This is a genomic window from Actinoalloteichus sp. GBA129-24 (assembly GCF_001941645.1).
Lineage (GTDB): Bacteria > Actinomycetota > Actinomycetes > Mycobacteriales > Pseudonocardiaceae > Actinoalloteichus_A > Actinoalloteichus_A fjordicus.
In genome coordinates this window covers 3,185,137-3,206,593 of the sequence record NZ_CP016077.1, presented here as the reverse complement: position 1 = coordinate 3,206,593, position 21,457 = coordinate 3,185,137, and the positions used below count along the sequence as shown (strand labels likewise).

The window sequence follows — 21,457 nt, the reverse complement described above, 5'->3', positions numbered from 1 at the left end:
CGAGGGTGACACCTCCGCTGCCGTCCCGAGGCCCTGACACCGCGAGGTAGGTGCTCCTCGCCGCAGCCCGCACCTCGCCCGGTGTCAAGGCGCGGCACGACCGCCCTGCCCGGCCTGCGGTGACCTGGCTCCGGGCCGGCGAGGGTCCCGCCGAAGCGAACAGATGCGACGGCGGCCAGGGTGCGTTACAGGGCGACGCCGAGCAACGCGTCGACGGACTGTCTGATCAGCGCAGGCGCGGCCGGGTCGGTGCCTCGGCGGGTCAGGGCCCCGTCGGCCCAGGCGTCGAGCGCGGCCAATGCCCTCGGCGTGTCGAGATCATCGGAGAGGTGATCCCGCAGGCGAGCCAGGACGGGCTCGGCAGGCGGCCCCTCGGCCAGCGCGACCGCAGCACGCCACCGCTCGGCGCGCGCCCGGCCTGCGTCGAGCACCGCGTCGGTCCACATCCGGTCGCTGCGGTAGTGCGAGTCCAACAGGGCCAGCCGCAACGCCGCCATGTCGACGCCGTCACCACGAAGCCGGGACACGAACACGAGGTTGCCACGCGACTTGGACATCTTCTCGCCGTCCAGGCCCACCATGCCGGTATGGGAGTAGTGCCGGGCGAACGGCCGCTCACCGGTCAACGCCTCCGCGTGGGCGGCGCTGTACTCGTGATGCGGGAAGATCAGGTCCGAGCCGCCGCCCTGGACGTCGAAGCCCATGCCGAGATGTCTGCGGGCGATCACCGAGCACTCGACGTGCCAGCCGGGCCTGCCCGGCCCCAGCTCGGACTCCCAGGACGGCTCGTCCGGCCGGGCCGTCCGCCACAGCAAGGCGTCCAGGGGGTGCCGCTTGCCCTTGCGATCCGGGTCGCCGCCGCGCTCTGCGAAGAAGCCGAGCATCTGCGCCTCGTCGTAGTTCGACTCGTAGCCGAAATGCCCGCTGGCGCGGTGGTCGAAGTAGACGTCCGGGTACTCCTCGTCGTCGACTCGGTAGGCCGCTCCGGAGGCCAGGAGTTCGAGCACGGCCTCCGAGATCTCTGGCACCGACTCCACCGCGCCGATGTAGTGCCGGGGCGGCAGGACTCGCAGGGCCTCCATGTCCTCGCGGAACAACGCCGTCTCGCGCATGGCGAGGACCACCCAGTCCGTCTGGTCCCGGATCGCCCGCTCCAGCAGCGGGTCGTCGACGTCGGTGACGTTCTGCACGTAATGGACGTCGTGACCGTTGTCGAGCCAGATCCGGTGCACCAGATCGAAGGTCAGGTAGGTGGCGGCGTGACCCAGATGCGTCGCGTCGTACGGAGTGATGCCGCAGACGTACATCCGGGCGGTCGCGGACGGCGCGGTGGGTCGCACCTGCGCCGAGGCGGTGTCGTAGAGCCGCAGGGGACGAGGTGTGCCGGGCAGGGCGGGCACCGGGGCCGACGACCAGGTTTCCATGCGTTCGACCCTATGCGCGACGGGCGACGACCAGGCTGCCGGGTCGCCCGCCGTCTCGCGATCTGGTCGTCGCCGTCCTCGACTCGTCACGGCGAGCCGGGTCCGGGCGCAGTCGGGTCGGACCGATCAGCCGCATCCCGTCGGGAGGCAGGCCGGATCTCGGCGACCGCCCGGGGCGAGGCCCTGGCGAGACCCGGAGTCAGAGTCGGGAGCGAATCTCGGCGATCAACTCCACCTGACGCAGGTAGTCGCCGCCGTCGACCGCGAAACCGAGCTCGTCGGCCCCGGCCTCGACGTAGGCGGCGACCCGCTCGGCCGCCCCTGCGGGGCCAGCGCGGCCGTGCCGACCGTGTGCATCGCAGCGAGCGGCCGGGCGACCGAGAAGGTCGCAGTCTCCGTAGTGCGCGGCGTCGTCTCGCGAGCCGTGTCGTTGGCGAAGCTGATCACGGGTGATCCTTCGCATTAATTTTCATCATCGCTGAAGCAATGGGGATCATCGTGTCGGCCGACGATCGGTCGCGCCGCCCCGCACGGCCCCTCCAGCGCTCGGACCCCGGATGATCCCGGCGCTCTACCCTCCACACGCAGGCCCGGCGCGGAGCCAGATCAGACATCGACTGTGGAGGCGAGCGCGGCGAGGAGACGGCGGCGGACACATCCCCCTGCGTCACCACGGCCGCCGTCGACCGACGCGGCGAAACACCAGCCGAGCACCGGATGACCCGACCAGGGTCGAACGTCGATCGGCGCCGGGACGGATCATCCGCCCGGCAGCAGGCCGGACGGCGAACGAGGAGTTCTCGACGTGGCAGGAGATGCGGCAGTACTGGTCGCGCGGATGGAGCGGCACCAGGTCGCCGTCTATCTGACGGCGATGGCGGCGGGCGCGATCGCAGGCTGGACCGTCCCCTCCGTCGGGCCTCCGCTGGAACACGCGATCAACCCGGTGCTGGGCGCCCTGCTGTACGTGACCTTCCTTCAGGTGCCCTCGACCGAACTGCTGCGGTCCTTCCGGGCAGGACGCTTCCTCGCCGCCACGCTGGTGGTGAACTTCGCAGTGGTGCCGCTGGTGGTCGCCGCGATGTTCCTGCTGCTGCCCGCCGACCAGGCGATCCGCCTCGGCGTGCTGCTGGTGCTGCTGACCCCGTGCGTGGATTACGTGATCGTGTTCTGCGGCCTGGCGGGCGGCAGCGGCCGACGACTGCTGGCGGCCACGCCGCTGCTGCTGGTGCTGCAGATGGCGCTGCTGCCGCTGTTCCTCCTGCTGTTCCTCGGCCCGGACCTCGCCGATGTGGTGGAGGTCGGACCGTTCGTGCAGGCGTTCGTCGTGTTGATCGTCATCCCCCTCGCGGCGGCCTGGCTCACGCAGGCCTGGGCCGCTCGCAGGCCCGCCGGGCAGGCCGTCCAGGCAGGCGCGAGCGCCGCGATGGTGCCGCTGATGGCGGCGACCCTGGCGACGGTGGTGGCCTCGCAGGTGCCTGCCCTCAGCGGCGATCTCGCAGGCGTGATCGTCGTGGTGCCGTTCTACCTGGCCTTCCTGGTGGCGATGCCCTTCGCCGGGCTCGCCGTGGTCCGGCTCTTCCGGCTGGACGCGCGGTCCGGCCGGGCGGTCGTGTTCAGCGGCGCGACCAGGAACTCCCTTGTCGTGCTGCCCCTGGCACTGGCGCTGCCCGACGCGCTGGCCGTCGCGGCGTTGGTCGTGGTCGCACAGACCCTGGTGGAGGTGGTGGGCATGGTGGTCTACGTCCGCGCGATCCCCCGCCTGCTGCCCGCCCGCCCCGAGGCGCCGCCGACCGCTGAGGTCTGACCCGCCCCGCAGGGCCCCGCCGGTGGCCGACGTCTGCACGGACCGCGGGGCCGTCGCGAGCCAACCACCGCCCGGCCGCATCGGAACTCCACTGGGTCGAGCCGAGGTCGTTCTGCGCCGAGCCGGACGAGCAGCCGCCACGAACGGCCGAGGCACCCCACCGTAGATGCGACAGAGTGCCACCAGATCGGCCGAGACCTGGTCAATCAGCCCCCACAACGTGTTCGCACTCACTCATTAGGGTGAGATTTGCAGGTTGTGCAGAATCTGCATGTCGTGCACGCTTGACGTCATGGGGGACAGCACCACGGGTGAGGGATTGCGGGCGCGGCGCCGACGCGAGACAAGTGACCGCATCCAGCAGGCCGCGCTGGCCCTCGTACTCGAGCACGACTTCGACCGCGTCACCGTCGAGCAGATCAGCACCCGCGCGGGCGTGTCCGTCCGTACCTTCTTCAACTACTTCCCCAGCAAGGAGACGGCGCTCATCCAGGGTCCGCCGCCGATTCCCGAGCAGGCCAGGGCGCTGTTCGTGGCGGGCACCGGCGACGTGCTGGCCGATCTGACGTCACTCTTCGCGGCGCAGAGCGACGAGATCGAGGCCAGGCGGGCCACGATGGAGTCCTTCCATCAGGTCGTCCGGGACAACCCGCAGCTCGTGCCGCTCCAGTTGCAGCGGTTCCACCAGTTCGAACTCGAGCTCGGTGAACTGCTCGGCGCGCGCCTCGGCCTCGACGACGAGGACGACACCGCCCGGCTCGCCGCCGCCGTCGTGCTCGCCGCCGTCCGGGTGGGCATGGAGCGCTGGTCCCGAGACTTCGACTCCTCCCCCGCCGCCGAGGTCGCCCGTGCACTGGCCGATCTCCGCGCGCTGTGGGCATCGATCGTGTCCTGAACCCCTCCGCCGATCCTCGTCGTGGTCGGCGATCCCGCGCCGATGCCGTCGCAGCAGGCAAGTCCTCGCGTCGTGATCCACCGACGCGTCTCGTCGTGTCCGAACAGGAGAATCTCGTGAGTCAGACCGTCGTGGAGTCCCCTCCGCCGCCGCCGGAGAAGCAGAACGAGTCGGAGCGGCCGGTCCAGGGCTTCGGCTGGATCTATGCGGCCCTGATGGTCGTGATGCTGCTGGCCGCCCTCGACCAGACCATCATCGCCACCGCGCTGCCCACCATCGTCGGGGAGCTCGACGGGGTCAGCGCGATGGCGTGGGTGGTCACCGCCTACATCCTCGCGGTCACGATCGCGATGCCGGTCTACGGCAAGATGGGCGACCTGCTCGGCCGACGCAATCTCTTCCTCGGCGCCATCGTGCTGTTCGTCCTCGGGTCGGCCCTGTGCGGGTTCGCGCAGAACATGGGGCAGCTCATCGCCTTCCGCGGACTGCAGGGCATCGGCGGCGGCGGCTTGATGATCATGTCGCAGGCGATCATCGCCGACCTGGTCCCCGCCCGCCAGCGCGCCAAGTTCATGGCGCCGATGGGGGCGATCTTCGGTGTCTCGGCCGTCGTCGGGCCGCTGCTCGGCGGGTACTTCACCGACAGTTCGAGCTGGCGCTGGGCCTTCTGGATCAACCTGCCGCTGGGCATCGCGGCGCTGGTGATCTCCTGGCTCGGCATCCGGCTGCCCAAGCGCAGCAGCCGGGTCCAGGTGGACTTCCTCGGCATCGGCCTCATGGCGATCGCGGTGACGTGTCTGACGCTGTTCGCAAGCTGGGGCGGCACCCGCTACGAATGGGGTTCGCCGCAGATCCTGGGGCTCGCGGCGGGCACCGTCATCGCGGGTGCACTGTTCTGCCTTGCCGAACGGTTCGCCGCCGACCCGGTCATCCCGCTGCGGCTCTTCCGCAACAGCATCTTCACCGTCTCCACGATCCTCGGCCTGCTGGTCGGCCTCGGGATGTTCGCGGCGATCAGCTACATCCCGACCTACCTGCAGATGGTCTACGGCGCCAGCGCGACGGAGTCCGGTCTGCTCGTCATCCCGATGGTCGTGGGCATGCTGATCTCCGGCATCGGCTCCGGTTTCGCGATCAGCAAGACCGGGCGCTACAAGGTCTTCCCCATCGTGGGCACCGCGATCACGACGGTGGCGCTGTTCCTGCTGTCGACGATGGAGATCGACGACCCGGTGGCCCTGGTCTGTCTGTACCTCGCCCTCGTCGGCTTCGGCATCGGCCTGGTGATGCAGGTCCTGGTCCTGGCCGTGCAGAACTCGGTGAGCCCCGCCGAGATCGGCACCGCGACCTCCAGCAACAACTTCTTCCGCGAGATCGGCGCCACGCTGGGCGTGTCGGTGGTCGGATCGCTGTTCAGCAGCAGGCTCACCGCGCAGCTGGACCAGAACCTCCCGCAGGGAGCCGACATCGAGGTCCCGCATGTGGAGTCGATCACTCCCGCCATCGTGGCCGGGCTGCCAGAACCCCTCCAGGACGCATTCGTCGTCTCCTATGCGAACGCTCTCACCCCGGTGTTCCTTTACCTGGTACCGGTGTTCCTCTTCGGGACCGTGCTGGCGCTGTTCCTCAAGGAGAAGCCGCTGGCCGCCACCGCGCCCGGCCTGCACGGCGACTCGACCGGGACGCCGACAGCGGCACCGGGACAGCCGGGTGCATCCTCGGATTCCGAGGACGCGCCGGGGCCGGTGGCCGGTGCTGTCGTCGGGTCCGCCACCCCCGCAGAGGAGAGCACCGGGCTGGTCCACTCGGAGCAGCCGCGCACGACGGCCGGCGACGAACAGTAGTCCAGTCGGCACTATCCTCGCGCACGACCACGCCTTGGCGGGCCGGTGCCGACCGGCCACCGCGATCCTGGAGAACACGCAGATGAACGACGAGACCAGAACCCAGGCCGAGCACAGCTGGCCCGCCGGAACGGGCGGCAGGCCGGGGTTCTGCTTCTCCTTCGTGCGCGAGACGCTGCCCGAGCAGGCCCTGTGCCTGCTCGGCGGCGTCGAGGACGACATCGTCGTGGCGACCCAGGAGCGAGGGCTTGAGCTGACCAGGTCCTTCGACCTGGGCTACCCCGAGGTGGCGCGCGCGGTGCGGCTCGGCTCCTGGACGGTGCTGATGGAGATCGACGGCTTCCAGGGCACCCGGCGGGAGGTGCTGCGGGGTCTCTCGACCGGCGGGGAGGCCGTGTCGGTGTTCCGGGATGCGGGAGACACCGGTCAGATCACGCACGCGGTGGACGGCGTGGTGCGCACCTGCTTCGACCAGCTCGCCCCCGACCGCCGCTGGGGCGCCGAGCCGGACGCCCTGGTGGATGCGATGGCCTCGGTCGGCCTGCACGACCAGGGCCGAGGCGCCGCGGCTCCCGCCGTCGACCCGGACTCGGCGGCGCTGGCACTCGTCGAACGCCTGACCGGTGTGCGACTGACGGAGGCCGACACCACCGGACATCTGCTCACCGTGCCCTTCCACGCTCCGCTACCCGACGCCCGTCCGTCGCTGCGACTCGCCGCCCTCGAGCCGCACGCCCCCGAGGCGGCGGCCAGGCTTGCGGAGAAGAGCAGGCCGACGTCACGCGGTGAGCTGATCGAACTGGTCCGGGGCATGGCCGAGGGCGCAGGACTGAACGACTCCGAGGCCCTGCGCAGAGCGCTGGCCGAGGCCGAGGCGGGCCACGAGGTGGCGCTGGATCGGGGTTCCCCGGTGTACGAGCAGGTGCTGGCCTGGCAGGTGGATCAGCAGCGGGCCCGTCGATCGACGGGGCTGCCCGCGGAGACCCGGCTCGACGCCGAGGCCCGAGCCGCGATCCGGGCGCGTCACGAGGTGGGGCTGGCCGTGCGAGACGCCCTCGCGGTACTCAACAAGGTGCGCTGAGGACGGCGATGTCATACCGGCCTCGGTGACGATGAGGCCCGCGTGATGCGGCGACGTCGGCCCGCGCCGCCGACCACGGCTGACGCGAGAGGCGAGACCCGACCGGCGGGCGCGGCGCAGGCAGGCGGTCGTGGTGGCCCGCTGCGCGGCAGTCGGCGGGACGGGCGGAGCAGGCCGGTCCGGCATGCCGCCGACACGGGGTGGCGCGACGGTCGGCCCTGCGGCACGGGCCCCGACGACGGCAGGCCCCCAGGAGTGATCCGTCAACGGCGCCGGGTGAGAACCGCATAGAGCAGCAGCGCCGCCAGCGGCAGGCCGGTGAACGCGAGTTCCGGCAGGTCCATGCCGAACACCAACACCCACCAGCCCTGATCGGTGCCGCCCGCACCCGGAGCGACCAGCGCGCCCAGCCAGGTCGCCGCCCCGTACAGGAGGGCGAACGGCTGATCCTGATACATCAGAAGGACCGCTGCGATCAGCAACATCACGGCGGGGGCGCGTCGGGACGCGGTTTCCGCTCCCTTCATCGGTCCTGGCGCGCCGCCGGGTGACGACGAGGCCGCAGAGCCTGCTTCCCACCCAGACCGGACCGACGGCGTCGTCGTCCGTCTGTCGCCCGCGCCGTCCTGGTGCGGCAACCACTCGGCGGTTCCGCCCGGCCCGACCCGACGCCAGGCCCGCTCCGTCGGATCGACCGCGCGTGCCTCGCCGGAACAGCCCTCCTCGGTGCGCTCTCGCAACCCGATCATCTGTTCGCTCCCCTCACCGGCTCCAGGGAAACGCTATGAGCGGCAGAGGTTCCTGGTCGATGACGACACCACCCCAAGGCGGGGTGGTGCTACCACCACCCCACCTGTGGTGCCTCCCCGCTGTCCGGCCGTCCCACCCGCCTCTAGATTCACGATGGTCATCACAGACAAGGAGCCGCACGTGATCGAGAGCGCCGCCCGGTCGAGTCGACGACCCGGCACGGGCGCCCGCGGCGTCCTGGACAGTCTCGTGGCGATCGTCCACTGCCTGACCACGCTCGCGCTGTCCCTGTGCTACCTGGTGGTCCTGCTCGTGTTCGCCCTCGGCGTGCTCTTGGTCCCGCTGCTGTTCGTCGGCATCCCGATCGCCGCGGCGGCCTGCTGGGCGGCACTGGGCGTGGAGTGGATCGAGCTGCATCGGATCAGCGCCGTCCTCGGACTCGACCTCACCGGGCTGGACCGGGAACGGCTGCCGGAGGACGACCTCGTCCCGAGGACACGGCGGCAGGGTCTGCTGCGGCGCGGGCTGAATCGACGGGCGCTGACCGCACTGGCCTACACCCTCGTCCAGGTGGGGTGGGGGATCACCTCCGGTGCCGTGCTGCTGTTCGCCCTCTCGGCTTCGACGGCCTACCTCGGCCACGGCGTGCTGCTCGTCGCGTCCGGTGGTGCGGACAGCAGGCAGATCGTCCTGAGCCTCGGCGGCGGGGTGGTCGGGCTCGTCGTGAGCGGTTGGCTGGCCCGGCGATTCGCCATGATCGAGGTGCTGCTGCTGCGAAGGATGGTGCTTCGCAACAAGATGCGGGCGCTGCGCCGACAGGTCGAGGAGCTTCGGGAGCGCAGGCTCCGGATGGTCGACGCCGCCGAGGCCGAGCGCAGGCGGCTGGAGCGTGACCTGCACGACGGGGCCCAGCAGCGGCTGCTGTCCGTGACCATGACCCTCACCAGGGCACGAGCCAGGATCGGCAAGGACACCGCCGCCGCCGAGGTGCTCTTGGCGGAGGCCCACCAGGAGGCCAAGGCCGCGATGACCGAGCTACGGGACCTGGCACGCGGACTGCATCCCGCGATCCTCACCGACCACGGGCTGGACGGCGCCCTGCCCGCCGTCGCGAGCCGCTGCGCCGTTCCCGTCGGCCTGGACGTCGAGCTGGACTCGCGTCCCTCGGCCCGCACCGAGGGCGTCGCCTACTTCGTGGTGTCCGAGGCGCTGACCAACATCACCAAGCACTCCGAGGCCACCACCGCCTCCGTCCGGCTGCACCGCGACGGCGAACGGCTGTGGATTCGAATCGCCGACGACGGCGTGGGCGGTGCCACGGTGGACGGTGCACCGGGCGGCGGGCTGGCCGGGCTGATCGACCGGGTGTGGGCCGTGGACGGCGAACTGGCGCTGTCCAGCCCGCCCGGCGGACCCACGGTCGTCACGGTCGACCTGCCCTGGGAGGCGTGAGACGATGCGCGTGGTGATCGCCGAGGACTCGGTGCTGCTGCGTACCGGGTTGCTGCGTCTACTGCGGGACGAGGGGATCGACGTCGTGGCGGACGTCGGTGACGCGGACGCGCTGCTCCGCAGCGTCGAAGACCTCCGCCCGGAGTTGTGTCTGGTGGACGTACGGATGCCGCCCGGCTTCTCCGAGGAGGGGATTCATGCCGCCGTGGAGATTCGTCGTCGGCATCCCGACATCGCGGTGGTGGTGCTCTCACAGTACGTGGTCGGCCGGTACGCGGCGGAGCTGATCACCGGCGGCGCGACCCGAGTCGGCTATCTGCTCAAGGACCGGGTTGTCGACCTGGACGACTTCCTCGCCGCGCTGCGCCGGGTGGTCGCGGGCGGCACCGCCTTCGACCAGGAGGTCATCGCGCAGCTGCTCACGCGCAATCGGGACGACGCCAGGCTGGGCAGGCTGAGTCCGCGCGAACTGGAGGTGCTGGGCCTGATGGCCCAGGGCCTGAACAACGCAGGCATCGCCGAACGCCTGATGATCACCGAACGCGCGATCGAGAAGCACATCAACGGCATCTTCACGCGGCTCGACCTCGGTCACCAGGACCATGAACATCGGCGCGTCCGGGCTGTTTTGGAGTACCTCCGCAACCACGGCGTCCCCGAGGGGTGACGTCGCGGGCCGCCCGTGCGGCATGCCGAGCCGGCCCGCGACGCCGGAGTCGGGCCGTCATCGAGGCACGGCCGGGCGGGATGGTCGACGACGACCACACACGATCAGGAGCGAGGGATGAGCGACGTGACGAGCCGACGGGCGCGGCCGAGACCCGACCTGGCCTGGTTGGCCCGGCCCGCCTGGCTGATCGGCGGGTCGTTCGTCGCGCTGATGATGGTGGTCTCCGGCGGCATGTACGGACTCGCGGTGCTCACCCAGACCAGTGAGACCACGACCGTGAGCCACTCCGGCGACATCCGAAGACTGACGATGATCATCGACTCGGGTGACGTCCGCGTCGAGGCGTCGGAGGAGGCGACCACGACGGAGATCATCCGCACCTGGCACAGCGACGCCTCGACCCCGCAGACCTGGTCCGAGGTCACCGAGTCGGACGAGACACTGAGCATCACCGAGTCCTGCCCGGTGCACATGTACGACTTCTGCGCGACCGACTATCTGATCCGGCTCCCTGCCGGCGTCGAGGTCGACGTCGAGACGGGCACGGGCAGCGTGAGCGTCGTGGACACGATGGCGCCGCTGACCGTCCGAACCTCGGACGGCGAGGTCTTCGCCGAAGGCCTCGCGGGGGAGGTGCTGATCGCGGCCCATACCGGCGACATCGAGGTCAGCGACGTCGATGCCGAGCGCATCATGCTGGAGACGTACTGGGGCGACGTCACGGTGCACACCACCGCGCCGTTCGCCTCGCTGTCGGCGGTGTCGGGCCAGGGCGACGTGACCGCCTGGATCGCCGAGGAGCACGCGCCGTATCGCGTTCAGATCACCGCAGGCTCCGATCAGGTCGTCCACGTCGCCCAGGACCCGTACCAGGGGCCCCTGGTACGGGTGGGGGCCGAGGCGGGCCACGCCTCGGTGCTGCCGACCTGAGCGGACCGCGACGGGGAGCCGCTCGCCGTCCGAGTCCCCTCGTGGACGGTGCCGACAGCGGCGCGGGGTTCGTTCTGCGTCGTGTCGGGCTCTCCGGCCGCCCGGAGGATGCCGTGTGCCGCAAGGTGTTCGACGCTCCGTCGCCCCGCGACGATCAGCCGGACGGTCTGCTCCGAGGGCGTGGTCAGGGGTCCTCGGCGTCATCCCGCGTGAATCGCCGAAGTCCACCGCCCTCGGTCGTGGTCACTCCCTGTTCGGCACAGCGCAGGGCCCTCGTGGGGCCGAGTGGCGACCGGGTCGGGGGCGCGCGTCAGCAGGTCGGATCGCCGAAGGTCTGGCAGTAGGTGATCGGGTTGCCGTACTCCTCGACCTTGGTAGGCGACCCTCGTGCCCGTCCAGGCGGACGACGTAGGCGTTGCGGTAGGGCCTGCCGTCGGCGGTGGTGAAGTCGCCGTTCGCCTGGCGGAAGGAGGTGGCGCCGTCGGCGGTCACGCTCACCCGCTCGTCGACGAAGTCGATGGTCGCCATGTTCGTGAACACGCCGGTCAGGTAGCCGAGGACCTGCTCATCGCCGACGAAGCGGGCCGCAGGCTCCGGTTCTCCGGTGAAGGACAGTGCCACCGTCAGCTCCACGTCGCGGTCGATCATGTCGACGACGGCGGAGAGGTCCTTGGCCTCCATCGCCGCGACGAAGGCCGAGATCATCGCGCTGCTGGCCGAGAGCGGCGCCGATCGCGAGACCGCCTCGCTCGCCGCCGAGCTGGGGATCGCGTGCTTCCATGCCGGACGCGCGGCAGCGGACAACGAACCGGCACGCCTCACTGCCGCCGTCGACGCCGCCTTCGCCCGACTCGGCTAGTTGTTCTGCCCCCAGCGCGGTCGGCATCGATCCTGTTCAGGAGAGCCTCAGACACTTGTCGAGGCCCGAATCGGGCGCGTGCCGCACAGGCCGAGAATCACTCCCGCGTACGCACGGTTGACAGCGCGGCCCGCCAACCGCGGGCGATCACGATCGAGCCGTCCCTGCGCAGGGTCGATTCGCTGACGGCACCGTCGGTTGCCAGTGCCCGGGAGCCATCCCCGCATGCGCGGGGCCGATACTTCCTGACCTGCTCGTCTGGTGACGACCAAGGCGCCAAGCTGCCACCTGACCCACGCCACTCCAGGCGGTGGCCAGGCCTCGTCACGGACCCGCCGCCCGCCCAGAAACTCAACCGAGATCACGCCGTCAGGCGACCGATCGACGACCGGCAGCGCCCGTCGCCCGAGACCGCCGTCTCGGGTCGTCCTCAGCGGCGGGACCGCCGGGTGCGCAGATAGTCGCCGACCACCGCCGCGCCCAGCCCGTCGAGATCCGGGGCGAACACCCGGCCGCCCGCCCGGCGCGCGAGCAGGTCGACGAACACGGTGAGCCGCTCGTCGTCACCGAGCCGGAACACGCTGAGCGCGGTGCCCGCCCTGGCCAGCGCCTCCACCTCCGCCAGCGTGGCGCGCAGCGTCTCCGGCCGAGGCGGGTAGTCGAACACCGCCTCGCCGTCGGGTTCCAGATGCGCGGTGGGCTCGCCGTCGGTGACCACCAGGACGACCGGCATCGCATCGGGGTGCCGCCGCAGATGTCGGCCTGCGAGCAGCAGGGCGTGGTGCAGGTTGGTGCCCTGCTCCATCGTCGCCTCCAGCTCGGTGAGGCCCGCGATGTCGGTGGTGGCGGCCCGCCTGCCGAAGGTGACCAGGTGGAGGTCGTCGCCCCGGAACCGCGTGCTCACCAGGTGGTGCAGGGCGAGCGCCGTGCGCTTCATCGGCGCCCAGCGGCCGTCCTGGACCATCGACCAGGAGACGTCCACGCACAGCACCACCGCCGCTCGGGTCCGCGTCTCGGACTCGGCGACCTCGATGTCGGCCACCGCCAGCACGGGTCCCGGCAGGGCGGCCCGCCGCAACGCGGCGTTGCGCGCGGTCCGGGCGGCGTCCCACGGCTCGGTGTCGCCGAACTGCCACGGCCTGCTCGCCCCGGTCGGCTCGCCTGCCGACCCCGCTCGTCGCGTGTCGCGCTCCCCGCGCCGCGTCCTGGTCTGATCCAGGACGTCGCGCAGCAGGTCCTGGCCGAGCGTGCGCAGGGCGCGCGGCGTGAGCCGGAGACTGCCGTCCGCGCTGCGACTCAGCAGGCCGCCCCGCGTGAGCTCCTGTTCCAGCTCGGTCAGCCCGCGCACGGCGATTCGCGCGTCCGGGCCGAGCCTGCGCTCCAGCGCGGCCAGGTCGACGTCCTCCAGGCGGGCACCCGGATAGGCCTGGCCGAGTTGCTCGGCCAACTCGTCGAGCTCGCCCAGCTCCGTCAGCGCCTCGGCGGCCTCCGACAGTGACAAGGGCTGAGAGCCTCGGAACCGGCCGCTGCCCTGCCAGTCCTCCCCCGGACGCAGCGACTGGAGTCGGGCGTCCAGCTCGCCGAGGGCCTCGGACAGCCGGGGATCGCCGAAGGCCTGTCTGGACAGTTCGGCCAGCTCGGCACGCTGCTGGGGCGACAGCGAGTTGAGCGTCCTGGCCGCGGCGGCCGCGCGGGCCGCCAGCACGTCGATCAGCTCCTCGACGTCGCGAGGCTGTTCCGGGAAGAACCGGCCGTGCTCGGCCATGAACGCCGTGAACCTCGCGGGCACGTCGGGCTCGCCTGCGGCGTGCGCGGCGAGCAGGGCATTGAGGTCGGCGAGCATCGCCCGCACCTGGGCCACCTGCTCCGGCCCGGCGTCGCGCATCGCCTGCCGCATCCCCTCGAACCGGGCGTCCAACAGCTGTTCGCCGAGGAGTTCCCGAATCCGCGCGTAGTCGGCGGCCGCCTGCTCGGAACGCCACTGGTAGTCGCCCAGCTCCCGCACCGCCCGGCCGGGATTGGTCGGCAGGGCGTCGAGCCGCATCTCGCGGAAGCGCGCGTCGTCGGTCGGCTCGGGGAACAGCACGCGCCGCTCCTCCGCCAGCGCGCGGGCGAGCAGCTCGCGGACCTCGGTCAGCGTCCCGTCGACCCGATGCCGCCGTTGCAGCCGGGAGCGCTGCTCCCAGACGCGTCTGGTCAACTCGTCCAGTCCGGTGCGGTCGGGCAGTCCTCGCCGCAGCAGCTCGCGCAGCGCGGCCCTGGTCGACGAGCCGTCCATGACGTCGCGGCCCAGCTCGGCCAGGGCCGCCCGCAGGTCGATCGGCGGGGCCAGCGGGTCGGGTCCGCCGTGCCAGCGGACGTAGCGGTAGCCCGCGACATCCCCTTCCGGGCCCTCGCGCCCGGCCCGGCGGGGCTCGCCGCCCTCAGCGCCGTCGTCCATCTCGTCCTCGATTCCGTGCCAGGTCACGCGCCGTAGACGGTCTGCTCGTCCTCGGTGTCCTTGCCGAGCTGTCGCGACAGGTAGAGCAGCTCCAGCGCCAGTTCGACGGCGGAGGCGATCGGTCCCGCCGGGCCGGTCGGGTCGGCGCCCAGCCGTTTGGCGATCTCGGCCGTCGCGGGCAGCTCGGGCAGCGCACGCAGCAACGCCTCGGCGGTGACCCGCTCGCCCGTGGTCACCGGCGTGCCCGCGACGGCCTCGGCGAGCGGCCCGAGGTCGACGCCTGCGAGCAGGTGGCGGGCGGTGTCGGCGGTGGCGCGACGCAGCAGGTGACCGAGCAGCTCCTCCTCTCGGCCCTCCTCCCCCGCCTCGAACTCGATCTTGCCGCGCAGGACGGGTACGACGCCATCGAGGTCCACCGGCCGGGCCACGGCGTCGGCCTCGCCCGTGCGGGCGGCACGACGCAGCGCCGCAGCCGCGACCGTCTCGGCGGCGGCCACCGCGAAGCGCGCCGACACCCCGGATCGCTGGTCCACCGCCGTGGACTCCCGCAGCGCGCGGACGAACCGGGCGAGCACCTCCAACAGGTGGTCGCCGACCTCCGCGACCAGCTCGGCCTCCTGCCGGACCAGCGCCGTCTCCGCCGCGATCTCCAGCGGGTAGTGGGTGCGGATCTCCGCGCCGAACCGGTCCTTGAGCGGGGTGATGATCCGACCCCGGTTCGTGTAGTCCTCGGGGTTGGCGGTGGCCGCGACCACGACGTCCAACGGCAGGCGCAGCGTGTAGCCGCGCACCTGGACGTCGCGCTCCTCCATGACGTTGAGAAGGGCGACCTGGATGCGCTCGGCGAGGTCGGGCAGTTCGTTGATCGCCACGATGCCGCGATGTGCCCGGGGAACCAGACCGAAGTGGATGGTCTCCGGGTCGCCGAGGCTGCGGCCCTCGGCCACCTTGACCGGGTCGACGTCGCCGATGAGGTCGCCGACCGAGGAGTCCGGGGTGGCGAGCTTCTCGGTGTAGCGCGCGGAGCGGTGCACCCAGCCGATCGGCAGGTCCTCGCCCAGCTCGGCGGCCCGACGCAGGCTCGCGGGGGTGATCGGGTCGAACGGGTGCTCGCCCAGTTCGGCGTCGCGGATCACCGGAGCCCATTCGTCGAGGAGCCCGACGAGGGTCCGCAGCAGCCTCGTCTTGCCCTGGCCGCGCTCCCCGAGCAGCACGACGTCGTGTCCCGCCAGCAGCGCTCGTTCCAGCTGAGGCAGCACCGTCCGGTCGAAGCCCACGATGCCCGGCCAGGGATCGACGCCCGCCCGCAGCGCGGCCAGCAGGTTCTCCCGCAGTTCGGCCTTGACGCCGCGCAGCCGGTGTCCGGTGGCACGCAGCGCGCCCACGGTGGCGGGCAGGTCGTCGGGGATCGCGGGGGCGGCAGGGACCGGGAGATCGCTCACGCCTCGACGCTACGCAGAATCGGCGGACGAGACCACGTCGAGTGACTCCAGCTCACGACGGACCGGCCCGCCACGTCGATCGTCCGTCGAAGAACGTCGCGGGCAGCGGCGGACACCGACGAGCACCGGGACTGCGGCAGGCTCCCGGTCCGGGCAGTAGCCGGCCGCACGGCCACCCGGCCCGCCTCGCGCCGAGGACAGCCGGTGACGCGCGTCGCGGGCCTGCCCGTCCAGCCCGAACCGGGCGCATTACGGTGTGCTCGACGATGCGCAGGGCATCGAGGGAAGGCGGCCAGGGTGATCCCGACGGTGACCGGGACGCGGTACGTGACACCGCTCCGCGAGGGCGGCTCCCTCCCCGGCCTGGTCGAGGCCGACGACGAGGGCACCTACGTCGTGAAGTTCCGGGCGGCGGGTCAGGGTCCCAAGGTGCTGGCGGCGGAGATCATCGCGGGCGAACTGGCCCGCAGACTCGGCTTTCGAGTGCCGGATCTGGTGCTGGTCGAGATGGACCCGCGCATTGCCCGGCACGAGCCGGACGAGGAGGTCCAGGAGCTGCTCGCGGCCAGCAGCGGGCTGAACCTGGGCATGGACTTCCTGCCGGGTGCGTTCGGCTTCGATCCGGAGGCGTTCCCGCCGGACGCCGAGGAGGCCGCGCGGGTGCTGTGGTTCGACGGCCTGATCAACAACGTCGACCGCAGCTGGCGCAATCCGAACCTGCTGCGCTGGCATCGCGAACTCTGGCTGATCGACCACGGGGCGGCGCTCTGGTTCCACCACGACTGGCCTCGGGCCGGGACGGCGGCGGGCAGGCCCTTCCGGTCGGAGGATCATGTGCTCGTCCGACATGCGGCCGACCCGGCGACGGCCCACCGCGAACTGGCGCCGAAGGTGACCGAGTCACTGCTCACCGAGATCACGGCGCTGGTGCCCGATCGCTGGCTCGTCGACGAGGACGGCGACTCGGACGCGTTCCATCGGCGAGCCGCCTACGTGGACTACTTCCTGCGTCGGATCGAGTCGGCACCGAGCTGGCTTCCCGGAGGGACGGCATGAGCGAGCTGGTCGTGTTCGAGTACGCGACGCTGCGCGTGATGCCCCGCATCGAGCGCGCCGAGTCGATCAACGCCGGGGTCCTGCTGTACTGCGGCAGGCTGGACTACCTCGGTGCCGCCGTCGATCTGGACGCCGACCGACTACGGGCGCTGGACCCCCACGTCGACGTGGAGTCGGTCGTCGCGGCGCTGCACGCCGTCGAGCGGGTGTGCTCGGGCGCCGATCGACAGGTGCCCGCGTGTCAGACCAGCCTCGGACAGCGGTTCCGCTGGCTGACCGCGCCGCGCAGCACGGTCGTGCAGACCGGCGCGGTCCACGCCGGACTGACCGACGATCCAGCGGCCGAGCTGGACCGGCTGACGACCGCACTGGTGCGGTGACGCCGATCGGCGGCCCTAGGTTGCGGATTTGCACCGATCGTGGCGTGTCGACTTCGATGCGAGACTCCTGATCGCTGCGCGCCTACCATCGCGGGAGACGTGTCCCGACGTAGTCGGACTCGACACATCCGAGAGACAGCAGGCTCTCGTCTCTCGGAGGAGAGGAAGCACGATGAACCGTTCCAGCGCTCGTCATCGCATCGTGACCGCCCTGGTCTCAGCCGCGTTCATGACCCTGGTCTTCGCGCTGTTCGCCGGGCTGGCCGACATCCCCCTCACGGGTCTGCCGCTGACCTACCTGGCCTTCTTCGGACTGTGGACGCTGGCCGCCTGGGCGGCGACGCCGCTGTTCGAACGGATCGACGCCTTCGCCGCCGACCAGAAGCACCGATTCGGCCAGCACGGATCAGGAAAGGCCTGAGCCTGCCACGGCCCGAGGGCGCACGGCGGCCGGGCGCACCGGTCGGCGAGCGACGGTCCCCGTCGCCTGGCCGCGTCGACGTCCCGGCGGATCTCCGGCCACGCGCCGATCAACCGGGCCGTCGAGACGTCGGCGGGTGATCCGGCTCGATCCCGACGCCCCTCCGCCAGGCGATCTCGGGTCGGCTCAGTCGACCGAGGCGACCGCCGCGTAGAAGCCCGCATGCTCCGCGTCGGCGTTGAGCACGCCGTGCCACTCCGTCGCGTCCACCAGGCCCGGCGCCAGGAGGGTGAAACCGGTCAGCATCGCCGTCAGCCGCTCTCGACTGCGCGGCAGCACCGGGGTGTCGGCCCGCTGGTAGACCCGTGAAGCCGCCCTCGCCTGTTCGGGATCGTGATCGGCGGTCACGTGCGAGATCACCAGCCTGCTGCCCGGCGCCATCGTCTGGCGGTACCCGGCGAGGATCTCCTCCGGCCGTCGCTCCTCGGGGACGAAGTGCAGCACCGCCACCGCGAGCAAGGCGACCGGCTCGGCGAAGTCGATCACCTCGCGGACCGTCGGTGCGGCCAGGACCTGCTCCGGATCACGCAGGTCCGCCTGCGTGATGGTCGTCTGTGGATCGTCCGCCAGCAGGTGGCTGCTGTGGGCGACCGCCACCGGCTCGTTGTCGACATAGGCCACTCGACAGCTCGGCTCGGCCGCCTGCGCGATCTCGTGCACGTTGCCGACCGTCGGAATGCCCGATCCCAGGTCGAGGAACTGCCGGATGCCCTGCTCGACGCAGTGGCGCACCGCCCGCCCGAGGAAGGAGCGGTTCGCGGCCACCGCCTCCCGCATCCAGGGCATGACCTGTAAGGCCTGTTCGGCGAGATGCCGATCGGCGGCGAAGTTGAAGGCGCCGCCGAGGTAGTAGTCGTACATGCGCGCGGCGTTGGGCCGGTCCAGGTCGATCCCGGTGCCGGTCCAGCTCACATCGGTCTCCATCGTGCTGCTCCCTCCGAGAGAACAAGCCGAGCGACCGAGTCACGGCGACGCCGCACCGGTCGAGTCGACCGTCCGGCGTCATTGCCCGCTGCGCAGCCTGCCGAGGTGATCCACTTCGGTCAAGGGGTTGACATCGGAGCAGAAACAGCGTTCTCGCTCGCTCCGTCCTCGCCCCCGGCCGACGCCGTGGCGTTCGGCCCCGGCCGACCTGTGCCGTGCCCGGCGGCGTCGACGCTGGCTCGCCGCGCGGGACCGACCCGACGTCCGGGGTGGTCAGCCGCCGAGGAGGTGGGCGTTGGGATGGCGGGCGAGGTCGGCGAACTCGCTCAGCTCGATCACCTCGCGCCCTGCGGCGCGGAGCTGCTCGGCGCCTTCGCAGTCGACGAAGACCTCGGGCTCTCGCCAGGCGAAGACGATGCGCGGGATGGGCGTGTCGAGGATCAGCCGGGTGCAGCTCCTCGGATGCGAGGACCGGGTGCTGCACGGTTCCAGTGAGCTGTAGATCGTCGCGGTCGCCAGCCGAGGATCGGTCGGGGACAACCGGGCGAGCGCGATCTCCTCCGCGTGGTCGTGGGAGCCGGTCTCCCGCGAGTATCCGGTGGCGATGACCTCGCCTGCCGCGTCGGCGACGAGCGCACCGACGGAGAAGGCGCTCGCGGAGCGGGGGCACTCCTCGGCGAGGGCGACGGCCCGCAGCAGCAGTGCGCGGTCGTGGGAGGACGGGACGGCGGGTGTGGTCATGACCGTCCAGTCTGCCCGCCGGGGCCCGGCGACGGGGACTCGGCAGGTGCCGGGCTCGGCAAGATCGCCCGGCCGGACCTCCCGCGGACCCGTGACAGGCACGATTCGCATCGGACTCCGGCGCCGATCTGCTCGATTACTGTCCGGCGATGGAGATCGAGTACGCGTGGCGCGGCGGGTTCGACAGCGCGGCCGTCGAGCGGCTGCACGCCGAGGGCTTCGGTCATGCGCCCGTTCCGCACGACTGGTGGGGTCAGGTCAGCCGACACAGCCTGGGCTGGGTGTGCGCGTGGGCGGACGACGACCTCGTCGGCTTCGTCAACGTCGCCTGGGACGGGGCCGGTCATGCCTTCCTGGTGGACACGGTGGTGGCCGAATCCCTCCAGCGTCGAGGTGTCGGGGCGGAGTTGGTGGCGGTGGCGATGCGGGAGGCCTCGGCGGCGGGCTGCGAGTGGCTGCACGTCGACTTCGAAGGCCGCCTGAGCGGCTTCTACCTGGACGCCTGCGGATTCCGGCCGACCAAGGCTGGCGTCATCGCCTTGTAGCGCACCGGCAGACGTCTGGCTGGCGCACCCGGACGCCGGGCGCCGATCCCCGGTGCCCGGGGCGGCGCCCCCGATCGGCAGGGTCATCTCGAGCGGTCCATCCCCGCGTGCGCGGGGCCGATACCATGAGTGCATTTGCTCGGTCGATTCCCGCGGGTCCATCCCCGCGTGCGCGGGGCCGATACTTGTTGACCTGCGGCTATCCAGGCCGATGACACCCTTTCCGACCACGTGATCCCCGTCATGACGGACAAGCGCAAGAGTCCTGGCGGACCGGTCAGAACGCGGGCCACGGGATCGCGGGCCAGCCCTCGGATGGCGAGGGGTACACGCCCGCAGCGGCCAGCCGGTCGAGGCGCAGACCCAACGCCTCGACCTCCTTGCGTGTGAGGTGATCATGGAGTTCCTCGCCGAGCGGGCCCGCCAGCCGGGCGCGCAGCGAGCCGAGGACCTCCAGCGTCTCCTCGCCCACGGGCTGGTCGATCCAGCCCCACAGCACCGTGCGAAGCTTGTCCTCGGCATGGAGGCAGATGCCGTGATCGACCGCGTACACCGCGCCCTCGGCCGTGCTCAGCACATGCCCGCCCTTGCGGTCCGCGTTGTTGATCACGGCGTCGAGCACCGCCATCGTCCGTAGGCGCGGATGATCGGCATGGACCAGCACGGCGGGCTCACCCGCTCGGTCGTGAGCGTGCAGCACCGGCCGCCAGCCCGCCGGGATCGCGTCCACACCCACCACGTCCACCAGCTCGGAGTCGGTGTCGGTGTCGATCCATAACTGCACCATGCCCGGCCCGAACGGCCCGGGGCGCAGCACCGTCGGCGGGACCAGGTCCCACCCCGCGGCCGCGCTGATCAGGTAGGTCGCCACCTCGCGGCCCGCGAGCGTGCCGTCGGGGAAGTCCCACAACGGCTGCTCGCCCCGCACCGGCTTGTAGACGCAGTGCGCCTCGACACCGTCCAGTTCGATCGCGCAGAACAGCGTGGCGTTGGAGGCGGCGACCATCCGCCCCTCGACCTCGATGCGGCCTCGGCGCAGGAAGTCGAGGGCAGCGGGATCATCGGGCTGCACCGGCACCGGCTTCGCCTCAGCCCTCGTCGCCGCGGCGATAGCCGTTCTGCCGGGGACAGATGTGCCCGGCGGGGTCCAACGGCTCGCCGCACAGCGGACACGGCTTGCGTCCGGCGTTGACCACCCGTTCGGCCCGCGCCGCGAAGGCCCTGGCCTGCAGCGGAGTGAGGAACACCCGGAGCGCGTCCGGACCCTCCTCGGTGTCGTCGAGTACGACCGACTCGTCGACCTCCTCCTCTGTCATCGCCAGCAGTTCGATGACCACCGCGTGCGTCTCGGCGTCCCAACCCAATCCCATGGTTCCGACGCGGAACTCCTCCTCGACCGGGACGTCGAGTGGTTCCACGTCGATGACCGCCTCGGGCGCCGCACCGGGGACCTCGGTGTCGAAACGCAGCGCCACCTCCTCAAGGAGGGCGCCGATGCGTTCGGCGAGCACCGAGACCTGTTGTTTCTCCAGCTGAACGCTCACCTTGCGGACGTCCTCGGACGCCTGCAGGTAGAAACTGCGCTCGCCAGGCTGCCCGACGGTCCCGGCGATGAACCGGTCGGGTTGACGGAATACATGAATGACACGAGCCATGACACCGACGACACTAGGCCACCGGGCTGCACCGGGCAGCGCGCTCCCCCCGGTTCGCGACGGAATCCCTCTGCTTCTGTG

At 71.4% G+C, this 21,457-nt stretch carries 22 protein-coding genes; 12 read left to right on the top strand and 10 right to left on the bottom strand.

Features of this window, described 5'->3' with window-relative positions:
* Positions 1-185 precede the first annotated feature (185 nt).
* A complete protein-coding gene (gene mshC / locus UA75_RS14265) occupies positions 186-1,424 on the bottom strand; it encodes a cysteine--1-D-myo-inosityl 2-amino-2-deoxy-alpha-D-glucopyranoside ligase (RefSeq protein ID WP_075740654.1) in 1,239 nt (412 codons plus the stop codon).
* A 199-nt stretch (positions 1,425-1,623) separates the two neighbouring features.
* On the bottom strand, positions 1,624-1,887 hold the full coding sequence (locus UA75_RS14260) for a hypothetical protein (RefSeq protein ID WP_075740653.1): 264 nt from the start codon (positions 1,885-1,887) through the stop codon (positions 1,624-1,626).
* Between the two features lie 375 nt (positions 1,888-2,262).
* On the opposite strand from UA75_RS14260, the gene UA75_RS14255 reads away from it, so the two are divergent.
* From UA75_RS14255 to UA75_RS14240, 4 genes are all read left to right on the top strand, one after another.
* Positions 2,263-3,231, top strand: coding sequence for an arsenic resistance protein (locus UA75_RS14255; protein ID WP_083683203.1), 969 nt, complete (start codon positions 2,263-2,265; stop codon positions 3,229-3,231).
* 292 nt (positions 3,232-3,523) lie between these two features.
* Positions 3,524-4,126 carry a TetR/AcrR family transcriptional regulator gene (locus UA75_RS14250; protein ID WP_198043024.1) on the top strand — a complete coding sequence of 201 codons (603 nt, stop codon included), beginning with the start codon at positions 3,524-3,526 and terminating at the stop codon, positions 4,124-4,126.
* Between the two features lie 116 nt (positions 4,127-4,242).
* Positions 4,243-5,970, top strand: coding sequence for an MDR family MFS transporter (locus UA75_RS14245; RefSeq protein WP_232237756.1), 1,728 nt, complete (start codon positions 4,243-4,245; stop codon positions 5,968-5,970).
* A gap of 82 nt (positions 5,971-6,052) precedes the next feature.
* Positions 6,053-7,051 carry a DUF6461 domain-containing protein gene (locus UA75_RS14240; RefSeq protein ID WP_157434174.1) on the top strand — a complete coding sequence of 333 codons (999 nt, stop codon included), beginning with the start codon at positions 6,053-6,055 and terminating at the stop codon, positions 7,049-7,051.
* Positions 7,052-7,314: 263 nt separating this feature from the next.
* Here UA75_RS14240 and UA75_RS14235 read toward each other — a convergent pair whose 3' ends face one another.
* Entirely contained in the window at positions 7,315-7,800 is a 486-nt protein-coding gene (locus tag UA75_RS14235) for a hypothetical protein (RefSeq protein ID WP_075740648.1), read from the bottom strand.
* Positions 7,801-7,981: 181 nt separating this feature from the next.
* Here UA75_RS14235 and UA75_RS14230 point away from each other — a divergent pair, with 181 nt between their 5' ends.
* The 3 genes from UA75_RS14230 to UA75_RS14220 all read left to right on the top strand — a co-directional run bounded on the left by UA75_RS14230 (position 7,982) and on the right by UA75_RS14220 (position 10,853).
* Positions 7,982-9,253 (top strand): sensor histidine kinase, encoded by a 1,272-nt coding sequence (locus tag UA75_RS14230; RefSeq protein WP_198043023.1) that lies wholly within the window; start codon positions 7,982-7,984, stop codon positions 9,251-9,253.
* Positions 9,254-9,257: 4 nt separating this feature from the next.
* Positions 9,258-9,920 carry a response regulator transcription factor gene (locus tag UA75_RS14225; RefSeq protein ID WP_075740646.1) on the top strand — a complete coding sequence of 221 codons (663 nt, stop codon included), beginning with the start codon at positions 9,258-9,260 and terminating at the stop codon, positions 9,918-9,920.
* A gap of 117 nt (positions 9,921-10,037) precedes the next feature.
* Complete coding sequence (locus tag UA75_RS14220) at positions 10,038-10,853, top strand: DUF4097 family beta strand repeat-containing protein (RefSeq protein WP_075740645.1); 816 nt, start codon at positions 10,038-10,040, stop codon at positions 10,851-10,853.
* A 243-nt stretch (positions 10,854-11,096) separates the two neighbouring features.
* Here UA75_RS14220 and UA75_RS14215 read toward each other — a convergent pair whose 3' ends face one another.
* Positions 11,097-11,534, bottom strand: coding sequence for a nuclear transport factor 2 family protein (locus UA75_RS14215; RefSeq protein ID WP_198044259.1), 438 nt, complete (start codon positions 11,532-11,534; stop codon positions 11,097-11,099).
* On the opposite strand from UA75_RS14215, the gene UA75_RS32835 reads away from it, so the two are divergent.
* Positions 11,524-11,712 carry a hypothetical protein gene (locus UA75_RS32835; RefSeq protein ID WP_157434172.1) on the top strand — a complete coding sequence of 63 codons (189 nt, stop codon included), beginning with the start codon at positions 11,524-11,526 and terminating at the stop codon, positions 11,710-11,712. The two genes, UA75_RS14215 and UA75_RS32835, sit on opposite strands and share 11 nt — an antisense overlap.
* Positions 11,713-12,142: 430 nt before the next feature.
* On the opposite strand, the gene UA75_RS14210 is transcribed toward UA75_RS32835, so the two are convergent.
* Together UA75_RS14210 and UA75_RS14205 are read right to left on the bottom strand one after the other, a co-directional pair.
* Positions 12,143-14,152 (bottom strand): vWA domain-containing protein, encoded by a 2,010-nt coding sequence (locus UA75_RS14210; protein WP_412459537.1) that lies wholly within the window; start codon positions 14,150-14,152, stop codon positions 12,143-12,145.
* Between the two features lie 23 nt (positions 14,153-14,175).
* Entirely contained in the window at positions 14,176-15,594 is a 1,419-nt protein-coding gene (locus tag UA75_RS14205) for a sigma 54-interacting transcriptional regulator (RefSeq protein WP_075740643.1), read from the bottom strand.
* A gap of 297 nt (positions 15,595-15,891) precedes the next feature.
* Between UA75_RS14205 and UA75_RS14200 the strand changes: the two genes are divergently transcribed.
* From UA75_RS14200 to UA75_RS14190, 3 genes are all read left to right on the top strand, one after another.
* Entirely contained in the window at positions 15,892-16,650 is a 759-nt protein-coding gene (locus UA75_RS14200; RefSeq protein ID WP_232237754.1) for a HipA family kinase, read from the top strand.
* Positions 16,647-17,030, top strand: coding sequence for a DUF3037 domain-containing protein (locus UA75_RS14195; protein WP_075740642.1), 384 nt, complete (start codon positions 16,647-16,649; stop codon positions 17,028-17,030). The genes UA75_RS14200 and UA75_RS14195 overlap by 4 nt, the downstream gene beginning before the upstream one ends.
* A 172-nt stretch (positions 17,031-17,202) precedes the next feature.
* Positions 17,203-17,451 carry a hypothetical protein gene (locus UA75_RS14190; protein WP_075740641.1) on the top strand — a complete coding sequence of 83 codons (249 nt, stop codon included), beginning with the start codon at positions 17,203-17,205 and terminating at the stop codon, positions 17,449-17,451.
* Positions 17,452-17,637: 186 nt separating this feature from the next.
* On the opposite strand, the gene UA75_RS14185 is transcribed toward UA75_RS14190, so the two are convergent.
* Both UA75_RS14185 and UA75_RS14180 read right to left on the bottom strand, forming a co-directional pair.
* On the bottom strand, positions 17,638-18,435 hold the full coding sequence (locus UA75_RS14185) for an SAM-dependent methyltransferase (protein WP_075740640.1): 798 nt from the start codon (positions 18,433-18,435) through the stop codon (positions 17,638-17,640).
* Positions 18,436-18,708: 273 nt separating this feature from the next.
* Positions 18,709-19,176 (bottom strand): dCMP deaminase, encoded by a 468-nt coding sequence (locus UA75_RS14180; protein ID WP_075743807.1) that lies wholly within the window; start codon positions 19,174-19,176, stop codon positions 18,709-18,711.
* Between the two features lie 149 nt (positions 19,177-19,325).
* Here UA75_RS14180 and UA75_RS14175 point away from each other — a divergent pair, with 149 nt between their 5' ends.
* A complete protein-coding gene (locus tag UA75_RS14175) occupies positions 19,326-19,721 on the top strand; it encodes a GNAT family N-acetyltransferase (protein WP_075740639.1) in 396 nt (131 codons plus the stop codon).
* A gap of 277 nt (positions 19,722-19,998) precedes the next feature.
* Here UA75_RS14175 and UA75_RS14170 read toward each other — a convergent pair whose 3' ends face one another.
* Together UA75_RS14170 and UA75_RS14165 are read right to left on the bottom strand one after the other, a co-directional pair.
* Positions 19,999-20,793 (bottom strand): SCO1664 family protein, encoded by a 795-nt coding sequence (locus UA75_RS14170; protein ID WP_075743806.1) that lies wholly within the window; start codon positions 20,791-20,793, stop codon positions 19,999-20,001.
* A gap of 16 nt (positions 20,794-20,809) precedes the next feature.
* Complete coding sequence (locus UA75_RS14165) at positions 20,810-21,376, bottom strand: DUF3090 domain-containing protein (RefSeq protein WP_075740638.1); 567 nt, start codon at positions 21,374-21,376, stop codon at positions 20,810-20,812.
* Positions 21,377-21,457: the final 81 nt, after the last annotated feature.